The following is a 13,915-nucleotide window of genomic DNA, read 5'->3' on the forward strand; positions in this document are numbered from 1 at the left end:
ATGACCATGACCCGCGAACAGGCCGTCTGGTTCGCCGATGTATTCGGCCGGCTGGTCTCGAACGTCGAGCGCGTGGTCTTCGGCAAGACCCACGTCGTGAAGCTGGCCTTCACCACGCTGTTGAGCGAGGGGCATCTGCTTCTCGAGGACTCACCGGGAACGGGCAAGACGTCGCTGGCGAGAGCGATGGCCCAGACGGTGCAGGGAACGTCGAGTCGCATCCAGTTCACCCCCGACCTGCTGCCGGGCGATGTCACCGGCATGAGCATCTACGACCAGAAGCAGGGCGTCTTCGAATTCCATCGAGGACCCATCTTCGCGTCGATCGTTCTGGCCGACGAGATCAACCGGGCAAGTCCCAAGACCCAGTCCGCGCTCCTCGAGGTCATGGAGGAAGGACGCGTCACGATCGACGGCGCCACGCACGGGGTGGGCCGGCCGTTCTTGGTCGTGGCGACGCAGAACCCGATCGAGCAGGCGGGCACCTACCGGTTGCCCGAAGCTCAGCTCGACCGCTTCATGATGAAGGCGTCGCTCGGCTACCCCGATCGATCGTCGACCATCGCGATTCTCGAAGGAGCGGCGACGCGCACGCACGACAGCACCATCCCGGCCGTGGTGACGAGCGCCAACATCGTCGAGATGGCCGATCTCGCCCGCACGGTGCATGTCGGGCACGCGGTGCTCGACTACGTCGCCGACATCGTGGATGCGACGCGCGGCGCCGTCGAGGTGCGTCTCGGTGCGAGCGTGCGCGGCGCCGTGGCCCTCGTGCGCACCTCGAAGACGTGGGCTGCGGCCCAGGGCCGGCACTTTGTGACGCCCGACGATGTGAAGACGCTCGCGGAGAATGTGCTCGCTCATCGCCTCGTGCTCGACCCGGAGGCGGAGTTCGACGGTGTCACCGCCTCCAGCGTCATCGGACAGATCCTGCTCGAGACCCCACCGCCCACCGACAGGGCGCAGGCGGGGTGAGTGACGAAGCGCGGCGCGTCGCCGGGGCGGGCGGCTCCGGCGCGTCGGAGCGCCCGCGGCGCGAGGTACGCGCCCGCAGAACGGCGTTCGGCCGTCGAGCGGCGGCGCGCGCACGCGAGCTGGCGGCATCCGGAGCGACCGAATCGCAGCGCGATCTCACGGGCCTGACCGGCACCCACGCGTACACCAGAACGCGCGCGGCGGCCGGTCCTGCCGACGACGTGAGGCTGACCGCGCGTCTGCGGATGCGCCGCGCCGCACGAACGGTCCGAAGCTACGCGGAGCGCGCAGGGCGATGGATCTCGGCGACCGTCACGGGCCTCGGACTATCTATCGCCGTGGTGGTCGTGATCGCCGCGCTCTTCGGTTACCTGCTCGGGTGGATCGAACTCGTGGTGGTCGCGTTCACGGGCTTCGCGCTCCTCGTCCTCGGGGTCTTCTTCCTGCTCGGCCGTAACTCGTACGACATCGGACTCTCGATCGACCGAGATCGCGTTGTGGTCGGCGAGGCCGCGCGCGCGAGTCTGACTGTTCGCAACCCCAGTCGCTTCCGTCTCCCTCCCGTGAAATCGGAGGTACCCGTCGGCCGGGGCCTGGCCGAGTTCTATCTCGGAGGAATCGCCCGGGGCGGCCGGACGAGCCGAGACTTCCCGGTTCCGACGTCGCGGCGCGGAGTGGTGAGGATCGGACCCGTACGGACGGTCAGAGCAGATCCCGTCGGCCTTCTTCGTCGCGAATACGTGTGGACCTCGCACCTCGACCTGTTCGTGCATCCCGTGACCGTGCCCATCCCGGCGACCAGCACGGGTCTCATTCGCGACCTCGAGGGCAACCCGACGCGCGACCTCACCGACTCCGATGTCTCGTTCCACGCCCTGCGCGAATACGCGCCGGGCGACGATCGTCGGCACATCCACTGGAAGAGCACGGCCAGAACCGGCCAGCTCATGGTGCGTCAATTCGAAGAGACTCGGCGGAGTCATCTCGTGATCGCACTGTCGCTGGCCAGCGCCGACTACCACTCCGAGGAAGAGTTCGAGCTCGCCGTGAGCGTGGCCGGGTCGATCGGAATCCGAGCCATCCGCGACGCGCGCGACGTCTCTGTCCTCGCCAGCGACGAGACACCCGAGTTCGCGCGCCGGGCAGTGAAGACCCCCAGGCGACTCAGCTCACTCAGCCGGTCGAGGCTTCTCGACGACCTCGCGCACGTCGAGCACAGCCCGCTCGCGTCGGGGCTCGTCACACTCGCGCGGGGCAGCGCCGAATCGGTCTCCGGGGCCTCCGTGGCCATCATCGTCTGCGGATCCGAGCCGACGGCGGCACACCTGCGCAGCGCGTCCGCCGCGTTCCCGCCCGGCGTGGAGGTGCTCGCGGTCGTCTGCAATCCCGGCATCGTTCCCAGCCTTCGCCGGGTCGGCGAGCTGCGCGTGCTCACGATCGGATACCTCGACGACGTGCAGAAGGCCCTCGCGAGGGCTGCATCGTGATGAGACCAGCGACCGTCGACCGGCGCTCCGCCGCGGCCGACACCCTCTTCTTCGTGGTGCTGATGGCTGTGGCCGCGTCGACGCTCTGGCCCATCTATCAGACACCACGGCTCATCGTTCTCGCCGCGGCGGCACTCATCCTCGGCGTCGTCGTCGCCTGGACGGGCGCACTGCTGCGGTGGCCGGGATACGGTGTCTTCGGCGCCTCCATCGCCGTCTATCTGGTCTTCGGTGTCGCGCTCGCGGTTCCGGGGCGGACCATCTTCGGTGTCCTGCCGAGTGTCGACGGTCTGCGCGATCTCATCACCGGAACCGCCCTGGGATGGAAGCAACTCGTCACGGTCGACCTCCCGGTCGCGAGCTATCAATCCCTGCTCGCTCCCGCGCTCGTGCTTCTGCTCGGCGGCACGGTGCTCGGTCTGTCGATCGTGCTGCGCACGCGGCGAAGCGACGCGGCCGTACTCGTTCCGATCGTCGTCGCCGTCGTCGGCATCGCGCTCGGCCCGGAGGTCGCGTGGTCTCCCTTTGTCCCGGCGATCGCGTTTCTCGTCGTGGCCATCGCGTGGATGACGTGGCGCGCGCGACGCACCCGACGACGCTCCATCGCGCTGCTCGCGGGTCAGACCGAATCGGGTGCTCGAGCCTCGGCGACTTTCGCCGAACGACGCGGGGCGCTGCGCCCCGTGCTGGCGGCCGCACTCGTCCTCTCTATCGCCGTGGTCGCCGGGGTGTCGGCCGCCGGGGTGCTCGCCCCTCAGGGATCGCGGGACGTCGTGCGGGCAGCGGTCGAGCGGCCTTTCGACCCCCGCGACTATGCGAGTCCGCTCAGCGGATTCCGCTCGTACTGGAGTGCCGGGACTGCCGATGCGCCGCTCTTCGACGTCGAGGGTCTCCCCGATGGCGCGCGCATCCGGCTCGCCGCACTCGACACCTACAACGGTGTCGTCTACAGCGTGGGAGACGAGGCGAACGACAGCGCGTCGGGCTTCTTCGCGCGGGTGCCATCGATGATCGACCGAACGGGTGAACCGGGGATGCCCGTGTCGGCGTCGATCGTCGTGGCCGGATATCGAGGGGTCTGGCTCCCGACGGTCGGCGATGTGGAGCGGGTCTCCTTCGATGGATCGCGCGCATCGCAGCTCGCCGACTCGTTCTACTACAACCGCGCGTCGAACACGGCGGCCGTGTTGGGGGGAGTCCGCGAAGGAGACAGCTACACGATCGAGGCGATCGTGCCGTCGATGCCCGATGACGACGAGCTCAAGGCGGCGCAGCCCGGCACCGCGTCCGTGCCGCAGCCGAGCAACGTTCCCGATGTGATCGCGACGGCGGTGGCCGCCGACACCCAGGGGCTGGACGCGCCCGGCGAGAAGCTGGCCGCCGTCGTCGAGGCGATCAAGGCATCCGGATACATCAGCCACGGCACCGACGACGGCCGGCCCTACAGCCGGTCGGGTCATGCCGCCGATCGCATTACCCAGCTGTTGACCGCGCCGGTGATGCTGGGCGATGACGAGCAGTATGCCGCAGCGGTCGCACTCATGGCCGACGAGCTGGGCTTTCCGGCGAGGGTCGTCATGGGTTTCGCGCCCCCGGCAGGAACCAGCGTGGTGACAGGCTCGGATGTCTCGGCCTGGGTCGAGGTCGATCTGGCCGGATACGGGTGGGTGCCGATCGACCCGACACCCGAGGACCGGCCGATTCCCGAGAAGCTGCCGGACACGAAGCAGCAGGTCTCGAGACCCCAGGTGGTCATTCCACCGCCACCCGCCGCCGACGATACGCCGGTCGAGCCAAACCGGCCCGAGGCCGACGAGACGAAGGCGAACGACCCCGATGCGTTCTGGCCCCTCGTGCTGGGCATCGCGCGCGTCGTAGGAATCGTCGCTCTGGCGCTCGTCATCGTCTTGGCCCCGGCGATCGTCATCGCGAGTGCCAAAGCGGCACGTCGACGACGTCGCCGACGTCGGTCGGATGCTGCCTCCCGGATCGCCGGCGGATGGCAGGAGATCGTCGATGCCGGCCTCGACTACGGCTACGACGTGCCGGCGACAGCGACCAGACTCGAGGCGGCCCGCGTCGTCGGCGCTGTCGACCTGGAGACATTCGCCCGGCGGGCCGACACGGCGGTCTTCGCCGAGGAGCGGATCGAGACGCGCGAAGCCGACCAGTACTGGTCAGACCTGGCCACGCTCCGGGCTGCATGGGCCAAGGAATACACTCTGTGGCAACGCATTCGTGCGGCAGTTCGGCTCCGCTCCCTGTCGGCACACGCACGAGTGTCTAGCCGGAGGGGAGAGCGCCGTGGCTGAGCCTGGACTTCCTCCATACACCGGCGCGTCGGGCACGGGCCTCTGGGATGCGCGGTCTCCGAGGATCCCCTACATCGAGCCGTCGGCGCCGACGCGGGAGCGAGTGGAGCCAGACCCGTCTTTCGTCCTGGAGTTCAGCACCGGACAGGTCGTCACGGTCACGGGTCGCGGAGTCATCGGTCGGGCGCCGCGCGATGCGGGCGACGACGCATCGCTTCAGCTGGTGACCGTCGACGACCCGGGGAGGTCGGTCTCGAAGGTGCACGCCCGTTTCGACGTCGATGCTCACGGTCTGTGGATCGAGGATCTCGGATCGGGCAACGGAACGGTGGTCGTGCAGCCGGGAGGGTCGCCGGTCGCGGTTCACCCCGGCGAGAGGACCCCGGTCGGGGTCGGCGCCGTCGTACGTCTCGGTCGTCAGTCGTTCAGCGTGCGCTGACGCGATCGCACACACGTGCGCATGCGCATGTCGTGCGCCGCGCCTGCTGGCGAACCGGTAGCACGGGAGGCAGGATGGCCTTATGAGCACCAGCAACGATCCCGACCGCGACCCGCTTTCCCCGGACAGCCCCGAGAGCAGCCGGCGAGAGTCGCACACCGACTCCACCCGGGAGTTCGTCGTGGCAGAACCCTCGAGCGTCGAGCCCGGCACTCTCGAGCCTGTCGTCGTGCGCACATCCGCCGAGCCCGATCGGGAGGCCCAGGCGTCGCAGGGGTGGACGAGTCCGGCGGAGAACGGCCCGACGGAGGATCCGAATCCGTACGTCGTCCGCACAACGGTGCCTCCGATGAACCCGCACACCACGGGCGCTCCGCTCGCGCAGCAGCCCGAGAGTTCCGCCGCGCCGGCCGCTCCGGCTGCGGCCCCGGGCATTCCCGGCGGTGAGATCTACGCGCAGGCACCGACGCCGGTGTACGTCGCGCGCCCCGAGCAGCCCGCCCGCCGAGGCAATCGACTGTTCGGCACCGTCATAGCCCTGTTGGGAACGGTCGCCTTCGCCGTGGTGTACGCCGCAGTGGCCTCGATCTTCTTCGCGTTCAACCCCGCGGTCGAGAACGCTCTCTCGACACTCACGCGATTCCTCGTGAACTTCGCCTTCATCGTTCCGGTTGTCTTCTTCGCCATCGCGTTCATCCTCCTCGTGCTGATCCTCAACCGTGCCGGATGGTGGGCGTACATCATCGGCGGCTTCGTCGTGGCCGCGGTCGTCTACGCGGGCTCCATCGTCGGCGCATACCTCGCTGTGCAGGGCTGGACGATGAGCCAGGAGTCCCTCGGAGAGTTCCTTCGTTCGCTTCTGATGGATCCGCTGCCGATCGTCGCCGCGGTCGTCGCTCGCGAGGTCTCCGTCTGGACAGGCGCTTGGGTCGCCTCCCGTGGCCGCAAGGTCAAGGAACGCAACCAGGCTGCACGCGAGGAGTACGACAAGACGATGGCCGAGGCGCCGGCAACGGCGTCACAGGGCTCACCGGCCTGGTAGTCGCCGTGCCGAGCCGAGGTCTGCGCTACGGCCGGTCGGTCTTCGCGACCGCGCTGTTCGTCGCGCTCGTCGTCGCAGGGTGGGGCTTCGTCAGTCTCCTGACCGAGACGGAGGTGGTGGCCGATCCCGAGGTCGGTCCCATCGTCGCGCCGGTGTCTGTGGCGATCAGCGCCGTGGCCGTTCTGTTCGCGCTGGCGTCGCCTCGCTGGTCGACCGTGGCCGGTCGCGGTGTCGGGGCCGTGGTCGGGTCATCCGCCGTTCTCGCCCTCGGAGCGGTCGCCGTGCAACTCGTCGCTCTGGGCATTCTGCAGTTCGTGGCCACCGGCCGGCTCACGGCGCTCCTGCTTGTCGTCGCAGCTCAGGCGCCCACTCCGTTCACGATCGTGGTGGTCGGGGCTGCCTTCGTTTCTGCCGTCGGGCTTTCGCTGCTCGGACCAGGCCAGGGACGGGCGTCCTGGCCGTGGGAGAAGGAAGGCGAATGACGGGGCCCAGGGGTTAGGCCGCGTGCTGGCGGTCGATCTCTGCTTGGATGTTAATCCGGGATTCGAAGCGAGGAGCCCCCGATGTCAGACAACAGTCTTCCCCCTGTGCCCCAGGGTGCGTCGTCCGTTCCGCCGCTGCCTCCCGTACCTCCTGTCTCCGCACCGCCCGTTCCTCCCGTGCAGGGCTATCCCGGATCGCCGCAGTTCCCGTCGCAGCCCCAGTTCGCTCAGCCGCAGTTCGCTCAGCCGCAGCCGCAGCCGCAGCCGCAGCCGCAGCCGCAGTTCCAGCCCCAGCCGAGCGCTCGTCGATCGCGCAAGGGTCTGATTATCGGCATCTCCATTGCCGCTGCGGTCGTCATTCTCGGTGGGGCCGGACTGGCCATCGCCGGAACATCCATCTCGTCGAGCGTCGCACCGGACACGCAGGTGAAGACGTTCCTGCAAGACCTGGTCGACGGCAGAGCAGAATCAGCACTCGAGGTCATGGGGGAGAAGCCTTCGGGGCTGCTCACCGATGAGGCCTACAACGCCTCGGCCAACCACATCACAGACTTCAGCGTGGGCAAGGTGAAGACGACAGGCGACACGGCCGTCGTCACGGCCAAGATCAGCCAGGGCGGAACGAGCTACACGCAGGAGTTCGAGCTGCAGAAGGCCGGCAAGACATTCGTCGTCTTCGACGTCTGGCAGCTGCAGCCCCTGCCACTCGGTGTGGTGAATGTGCAGGTCCAAGGGCCGGAGGGTCTCGCCGTGCAGGTCGACGGCAACGACGTCGAGGGCTCCGAATCCGGCCTCCGCGCCTTTCCTGGCGACTACGAGGTGTCGGTGGTCGACGACAGCGACCTCTTCGACGCGGAGCCCGCGACGGCGAACGTCGTCGGTCTCTCCGACGAGGCTGCGGGAAGCATCGCAACCGCGGCGGTGACCACCACGCTCACCGAGGCAGGCACGGCAGCCGCCCGCGCCGCGGTCGACGCCTTTGTCGACGGATGCGTGGCGCAGCAGAGTCTTGCACCCACGGGCTGCGGCTTCCAGGCTCGAGCGCAAGACGGTGTCACCTACTCGAATATCCGCTGGACGCTCACGGTGAGGCCCACGTACTCGATCGGCGACTGGGCGGGTAACGGCTGGGCCGTCTCGTCGGCGACGGCGGGAACGCTCGACGTCCTCGCCGACTCCGTCGACAGTGCCGGCCGCTCCGGACCATCGGGCACGAGTCTGCCGAACTACCGACCCGCCGGCACGGTTTCCGTCGTCGACGGAGCGATCACGTTCACCTCATCGGTGCTGCCGTTCTAGCGGTCGTCGTCGCTTGACCGAAGCACCACTTCGGGCTAATATTGCCGGGTGTGTGCATTCTTGCACGCCCACTTTTCAACTCGGATTCGTCCGAGATGAGAATCTTGCGACAGACCAGTCTGCGGCAAGGCAAGGGCAGGCCCTCTCTGGGTCAGGCCCCCACGGCATACCCACCATCACAATCTCTGCAGACGCTCGCGTGTGCAGACGGCGGGTCCACAAGAACATCGGTTGAATCCCGCACGCGGGCGCTACCGATTGCTACGCGAAAGCAAGCTGTCACCGTGCAGTAGAAAATAGGAGAAGTAGTGCCAACCATTCAGCAGTTGGTCCGCAAGGGCCGAACTCCGAAGGTCACCAAGACCAAGACGCCGGCCCTGAAGGCCAACCCGCAGCAGCGCGGCGTCTGCACCCGCGTGTACACGACCACGCCCAAGAAGCCCAACTCGGCTCTTCGCAAGGTCGCCCGCGTCAAGCTGTCCAACGGCACCGAGGTCACCGCGTACATTCCCGGTGAGGGCCACAACTTGCAGGAGCACTCCATGGTGCTCGTGCGCGGCGGTCGTGTGAAGGACCTGCCCGGTGTGCGTTACAAGATCGTCCGTGGCGCACTGGACACCCAGGCCGTCAAGGGCCGCAAGCAGGCTCGCAGCCGTTACGGCGCGAAGATGGAGAAGAAGTAATGCCTCGTAAGGGACCAGCACCCAAGCGCCCCGTCGTCGCAGACCCCGTCTACGGCGCGCCTATCGTCAGCCAGCTCGTCAACAAGATCCTTCTTGATGGCAAGAAGGGCCTCGCCGAGCGCATCGTCTACGACGCACTCGAAGGAGTCGCTGCCAAGAACGGCGCCGACGCCGTCGTCACCCTCAAGAAGGCGCTCGACAACGTCCGCCCCACGCTCGAGGTCAAGTCGCGCCGCGTCGGTGGATCGACCTACCAGGTTCCGGTCGAGGTCAAGCCTCACCGTGCCAACACTCTCGCACTCCGCTGGCTCACGAGCTACGCGAAGAGCCGTCGCGAGAAGACGATGACCGAGCGTCTCACCAACGAGATCCTCGACGCGTCGAACGGCCTCGGTGCCGCGGTCAAGCGCCGCGAAGACACCCACAAGATGGCCGAGTCGAACAAGGCATTCGCTCACTACCGCTGGTAATCGCGTGTGCTGGTCGAGAGGCCGGTTCGCTCCGCGAACCGGCCCCTCGATCGGTGCCGCCAACGTTCGACAAACCCCTTAGTAAACAACCGGAGGCAATCTGTGGCACAGGACGTGCTCACCGACCTGAATAAGGTCCGCAACATCGGCATCATGGCTCACATCGATGCCGGCAAGACCACCACCACCGAGCGCATCCTGTTCTACACGGGTGTCAACCACAAGATCGGTGAGACCCACGACGGCGCATCGACGACCGACTGGATGGAGCAGGAGCAGGAGCGTGGCATCACGATCACCTCGGCTGCCGTCACCTGCTTCTGGGACAAGAACCAGATCAACATCATCGACACCCCGGGTCACGTCGACTTCACCGTCGAGGTGGAGCGTTCGCTCCGCGTGCTCGACGGTGCCGTTGCAGTCTTCGACGGCAAAGAGGGCGTAGAGCCCCAGTCGGAGACCGTCTGGCGCCAGGCCGACAAGTACGAAGTTCCCCGCATCTGCTTCATCAACAAGATGGACAAGCTCGGAGCCGACTTCTACTTCACGGTCGACACCATCATCAACAAGCTCGGCGCAAAGCCGCTGGTCATCCAGCTGCCGATCGGTGCCGAGAACGGATTCGTCGGTGTCGTCGACCTCGTCGAGATGCGCGCTCTCGTCTGGCCTTCCGACTCCAAGGGTGACGTCACCATGGGAGCCAAGTACGAGGTCCAGGAGATCCCGGACGACCTCAAGGAGAAGGCTGACGAGTACCGCCAGCTGCTCCTCGAGACCGTCGCCGAGACCGACGACGCGCTGCTCGAGAAGTTCTTTGCCGGCGAAGAGCTGACGGTCGCCGAGATCAAGGCTGGCATCCGCAAGCTGACGGTCGCGAGCGAGATCTACCCGGTTCTCTGTGGTTCCGCCTTCAAGAACCGCGGCGTTCAGCCGATGCTCGATGCAGTCGTCGACTACCTGCCCAGCCCGCTCGACGTTCCCGCCACCGTGGGAACGGACCCGCGTGATGAAGAGGTCAAGGTCGAGCGTCACCCCGACGCCTCGGAGCCCTTCGCCGCTCTCGCGTTCAAGGTCGCCGTGCACCCGTTCTTCGGTCGCCTGACGTTCATCCGCGTCTACTCGGGTCGTCTCGACTCGGGCGGACAGGTCACGAACTCGACCAAGAGCAAGAAAGAGCGCATCGGCAAGATCTTCCAGATGCACGCCAACAAGGAGATCCCCGTCGACAGCGTGACCGCCGGTCACATCTACGCTGTCATCGGCCTGAAGGGCACGACAACGGGAGACACGCTCAGCGACTCGAACGACCAGGTCGTTCTCGAGTCGATGACGTTCCCGGAGCCGGTCATCGAGGTCGCGATCGAGCCGAAGACGAAGGCCGACCAGGAGAAGCTGGGTGTCGCCATCCAGAAGCTCGCTGAAGAAGACCCGACGTTCCGCACGGAGCAGAACCAGGACACCGGCCAGACGGTCATCAAGGGAATGGGCGAGCTTCACCTCGACATCCTCGTCGACCGTATGCGCCGCGAGTTCAACGTCGAGGCCAACGTGGGCAAGCCCCAGGTCGCGTACCGCGAGACGATCCGTCGCGTGGTGCCGAAGCACGACTACACCCACAAGAAGCAGACCGGTGGTTCGGGTCAGTTCGCCAAGGTGCAGATCTCGATCGAGCCCATGGAGGTGACCGCGGAGAAGATCTACGAGTTCGAGAACAAGGTCACCGGTGGCCGCGTTCCGCGCGAGTACATCCCCTCGGTCGATGCGGGAATCCAGGATGCCCTCCAGGTCGGCGTTCTCGCCGGCTACCCCATGGTTGGTGTTCGGGCAGCCCTGCTCGACGGCCAGTTCCACGACGTCGACTCCTCGGAGATGGCGTTCAAGATCGCTGGTTCCATGGCGTTCAAGGAAGCCGCCCGCAAGGCGGACCCGGTCATCCTTGAGCCGTTGATGGCAGTCGAGGTGCGCACCCCTGAGGAATACATGGGTGACGTCATCGGCGATATCAACTCGCGCCGTGGCCAGATCCAGTCCATGGAGGACGCGACCGGTATCAAGGTCATCCGTGCCCATGTACCGCTTTCGGAGATGTTCGGTTACATCGGTGACCTGAGGTCCAAGACCTCGGGCCGCGCGGTGTACTCGATGACCTTCGACAGCTACGCCGAGGTCCCCAAGGCTGTCGCCGAAGAGATCATCAACAAAAACAAGGGCGAATAGTCCTGTATCGTGTTCCGGTGCTCAATATTGTTGCGAGCACCGGAGCGCGTAACATCAACACACAAACACCCCCGCTCTTCACCCGGTAGCTTTTTGTCCGGATGCGGAGCAAGAGAGTCCTGAGGAGGACCCAGTGGCCAAGGCCAAGTTCGAGCGGACCAAGCCGCACGTAAACATCGGAACGATCGGTCACGTCGACCACGGAAAGACCACGCTGACTGCAGCGATCTCCAAGGTCCTTGCCGACAAGTTCCCGTCCAAGACCAACGTTCAGCGCGACTTCGCGTCGATCGACTCCGCTCCCGAAGAGCGCCAGCGCGGTATCACGATCAACATCTCGCACGTCGAGTACGAGACCGAGAAGCGTCACTACGCTCACGTCGACGCCCCGGGTCACGCTGACTACATCAAGAACATGATCACCGGTGCCGCTCAGATGGATGGCGCGATCCTCGTGGTTGCCGCTACCGACGGCCCGATGGCTCAGACCCGCGAGCACGTTCTGCTCGCCAAGCAGGTCGGCGTCCCCTACCTGCTGGTCGCGCTCAACAAGTCCGACATGGTCGACGACGAAGAGATCCTTGAGCTCGTCGAGCTCGAGGTTCGCGAGCTGCTCTCCAGCCAGGACTTCGATGGCGACAACGCTCCCGTCGTTCGCGTCTCGGGCCTCAAGGCTCTCGAGGGCGACGAGAAGTGGGTCGACGCGATCCTCGAGCTCATGCAGGCCGTCGACGACTCCATCCCGGAGCCCGTCCGCGACAAGGACAAGCCCTTCCTGATGCCCGTCGAGGACGTCTTCACGATCACCGGTCGTGGAACCGTCGTCACGGGTCGCGCCGAGCGCGGAACCCTCGCCATCAACTCCGAGGTCGAGATCGTCGGCATCCGCCCGACCGTCAAGACCACGGTCACGGGTATCGAGATGTTCCACAAGCAGCTCGACGAGGCATGGGCCGGCGAGAACTGTGGTCTGCTGCTCCGCGGCACCAAGCGTGAAGACGTCGAGCGCGGCCAGGTCATCGTCAAGCCGGGTTCGGTCACGCCGCACACCGGTTTCGATGGAACCGCCTACATCCTGTCCAAGGATGAGGGTGGACGCCACAACCCGTTCTACACGAACTACCGCCCGCAGTTCTACTTCCGCACCACCGACGTGACCGGCGTCATCACCCTCCCCGAGGGCACCGAGATGGTCATGCCCGGCGACACGACTGACATCAGCGTCGAGCTGATCCAGCCCATCGCCATGGAAGAGGGCCTCGGCTTCGCGATCCGTGAGGGTGGCCGCACGGTCGGTGCCGGTACCGTCACGAAGATCACCAAGTAGTCGATTCTTCACCAGTAGTAACTCAGCAGGGCCTCACCTTCGGGTGCGGCCCTGCTGTCGTTTAACCCTGTCGCTCCCTGAGCCTGTCGAAGGGACAATGAACTATGCCTTTCGTGAAAACCAGCCCACGCGCCCCTGCTGGCTTCTTCGAGGCGGAGGCTGCCGGCCTCGCCTGGCTAGCAGAGGCCGAGCCCGCAGGCGGCGCGAGAGCAGCCCGGGTCGAGTCCGTCTCCGCGGGGCGAATCGTCATCGAGCAGCTCGAGCGGGCACGGCCGACACCGGATGCCGCCGCGCGATTCGGGCGGGCGCTGGCGGTCACTCATCGGGCCGGCGCGCAGGCCTTCGGCTCGGCTCCGGAAGGCTCGAAGGGCCCCACCTTCATCGGAGCACGACCGATGGAGTGCAGGCCGGAGCGCTCGTGGGGGCGTTTCTACTCCGAGCAGCGGGTCCGGCCGTTCCTCGATATCGCCTTGTCTGTGGGATCGATCGACGAGGCAGCTGCCGACGTCGTACGCGCTGTCTGTGAGCTGGTGGAATCGGGAGCGGCCGACGACGGAGAACCCGCGCGGCGCATCCACGGCGACCTGTGGAATGGGAACGTGATGTGGACTGACGACGGCGTGGTGCTCATCGACCCGGCCGCTCACGGCGGCCACCGAGAGACCGACCTCGCCATGCTGCACCTCTTCGGCGTGCCCCATCTCGACGTGATCGTCGACGCGTACGACGACGAGTTCGCCCTGCGACCCGGATGGCGAGATCGGATCAGCCTGCATCAGCTGCATCCGCTTGCCGTTCACGCCGCGGGGCACGGAGCGTCCTACGGTCACGCGCTCGGTGAGGCTGCGCGCGAGGCTCTCGACTTGTTCTGACTCACGGAGCAGAATGGGCCAACCGCCTCGATCGCGGGGCCCGATCAAAGGAGAATCATGGGACTCGAAGACATCACCAAGAAGGCGCAGGAGTTCCTGGGCGACAACAAGGTGCAGGAAGCCCTGAAGAGCGAGAAGGCCGAAGACCTCAGTGACAAGTTGCTCGACGGTGTGGCCGGTGCAGTGAACAAGGTCACGGGCGACAAGTTCGACGAGCAGGTCGAGGGCGCCCGCGCTGCTGCAGACAAAGCGGTCGGCACCGAGTAGTCGAGGCACCTGTCAAGCCCCGGGGCCGGATGCGTGTCGCCGG

13 protein-coding genes are annotated in these 13,915 nt (G+C 66.4%); all 13 read left to right on the plus strand.

The genetic code is table 11. The features are described from left to right. The 13 genes from CCK87_RS12770 to CCK87_RS12830 all read left to right on the plus strand — a co-directional run bounded on the left by CCK87_RS12770 (nucleotide 1) and on the right by CCK87_RS12830 (nucleotide 13,872). Nucleotides 1–975 (plus strand): MoxR family ATPase, encoded by a 975-nt coding sequence (locus CCK87_RS12770; protein ID WP_086461763.1) that lies wholly within the window; start codon nucleotides 1–3, stop codon nucleotides 973–975. Continuing rightward, nucleotides 972–2,462, plus strand: a complete 1,491-nt coding sequence (locus tag CCK87_RS12775) for a DUF58 domain-containing protein (RefSeq protein WP_086461764.1) — start codon at nucleotides 972–974, stop codon at nucleotides 2,460–2,462. Before CCK87_RS12770 ends, CCK87_RS12775 begins: the two co-directional genes overlap by 4 nt. Beyond that, nucleotides 2,462–4,774 carry a transglutaminase domain-containing protein gene (locus CCK87_RS12780; protein WP_086461765.1) on the plus strand — a complete coding sequence of 771 codons (2,313 nt, stop codon included), beginning with the start codon at nucleotides 2,462–2,464 and terminating at the stop codon, nucleotides 4,772–4,774. The genes CCK87_RS12775 and CCK87_RS12780 overlap by 1 nt, the downstream gene beginning before the upstream one ends. Further along, nucleotides 4,767–5,213, plus strand: a complete 447-nt coding sequence (locus CCK87_RS18320) for an FHA domain-containing protein (RefSeq protein ID WP_170927275.1) — start codon at nucleotides 4,767–4,769, stop codon at nucleotides 5,211–5,213. Before CCK87_RS12780 ends, CCK87_RS18320 begins: the two co-directional genes overlap by 8 nt. Before the next feature lie 82 nt (nucleotides 5,214–5,295). Continuing rightward, nucleotides 5,296–6,255, plus strand: a complete 960-nt coding sequence (locus CCK87_RS12790; RefSeq protein ID WP_086461767.1) for a hypothetical protein — start codon at nucleotides 5,296–5,298, stop codon at nucleotides 6,253–6,255. 5 nt (nucleotides 6,256–6,260) lie between these two features. Next, nucleotides 6,261–6,737 (plus strand): DUF6121 family protein, encoded by a 477-nt coding sequence (locus tag CCK87_RS12795; RefSeq protein ID WP_086461768.1) that lies wholly within the window; start codon nucleotides 6,261–6,263, stop codon nucleotides 6,735–6,737. An 81-nt stretch (nucleotides 6,738–6,818) separates the two neighbouring features. Next, on the plus strand, nucleotides 6,819–8,036 hold the full coding sequence (locus CCK87_RS12800; protein ID WP_086461769.1) for a hypothetical protein: 1,218 nt from the start codon (nucleotides 6,819–6,821) through the stop codon (nucleotides 8,034–8,036). 308 nt (nucleotides 8,037–8,344) lie between these two features. Further along, nucleotides 8,345–8,719 (plus strand): 30S ribosomal protein S12, encoded by a 375-nt coding sequence (gene rpsL / locus CCK87_RS12805; protein ID WP_044439998.1) that lies wholly within the window; start codon nucleotides 8,345–8,347, stop codon nucleotides 8,717–8,719. Next, complete coding sequence (rpsG, locus tag CCK87_RS12810) at nucleotides 8,719–9,189, plus strand: 30S ribosomal protein S7 (RefSeq protein ID WP_044440000.1); 471 nt, start codon at nucleotides 8,719–8,721, stop codon at nucleotides 9,187–9,189. The genes rpsL and rpsG overlap by 1 nt, the downstream gene beginning before the upstream one ends. Nucleotides 9,190–9,291: 102 nt before the next feature. Then, a complete protein-coding gene (fusA, locus tag CCK87_RS12815; RefSeq protein ID WP_055778113.1) occupies nucleotides 9,292–11,406 on the plus strand; it encodes an elongation factor G in 2,115 nt (704 codons plus the stop codon). Between the two features lie 133 nt (nucleotides 11,407–11,539). After that, a complete protein-coding gene (gene tuf, locus CCK87_RS12820; protein WP_044440003.1) occupies nucleotides 11,540–12,733 on the plus strand; it encodes an elongation factor Tu in 1,194 nt (397 codons plus the stop codon). 113 nt (nucleotides 12,734–12,846) lie between these two features. Then, nucleotides 12,847–13,605, plus strand: a complete 759-nt coding sequence (locus CCK87_RS12825; protein WP_249273882.1) for a fructosamine kinase family protein — start codon at nucleotides 12,847–12,849, stop codon at nucleotides 13,603–13,605. A 57-nt stretch (nucleotides 13,606–13,662) separates the two neighbouring features. Next, complete coding sequence (locus CCK87_RS12830; RefSeq protein WP_170927276.1) at nucleotides 13,663–13,872, plus strand: Rv0909 family putative TA system antitoxin; 210 nt, start codon at nucleotides 13,663–13,665, stop codon at nucleotides 13,870–13,872. Nucleotides 13,873–13,915 lie beyond the last annotated feature (43 nt).

The organism is Agreia sp. VKM Ac-1783 (assembly GCF_900177765.1).
GTDB lineage: Bacteria > Actinomycetota > Actinomycetes > Actinomycetales > Microbacteriaceae > Agreia.

What these genes read in the sequence shown, in the direction of transcription:
- rpsG (WP_044440000.1), top strand. Translation starts at nt 8,719, where the DNA reads ATGCCTCGTAAGGGACCAGCACCCAAGCGCCCCGTCGTCGCAGACCCC.
- CCK87_RS12790 (WP_086461767.1), top strand. Translation starts at nt 5,296, where the DNA reads ATGAGCACCAGCAACGATCCCGACCGCGACCCGCTTTCCCCGGACAGC.
- CCK87_RS12830 (WP_170927276.1), top strand. Translation starts at nt 13,663, where the DNA reads ATGGGACTCGAAGACATCACCAAGAAGGCGCAGGAGTTCCTGGGCGAC.
- CCK87_RS12780 (WP_086461765.1), top strand. Translation starts at nt 2,462, where the DNA reads ATGAGACCAGCGACCGTCGACCGGCGCTCCGCCGCGGCCGACACCCTC.
- CCK87_RS12770 (WP_086461763.1), top strand. Translation starts at nt 1, where the DNA reads ATGACCATGACCCGCGAACAGGCCGTCTGGTTCGCCGATGTATTCGGC.
- CCK87_RS12800 (WP_086461769.1), top strand. Translation starts at nt 6,819, where the DNA reads ATGTCAGACAACAGTCTTCCCCCTGTGCCCCAGGGTGCGTCGTCCGTT.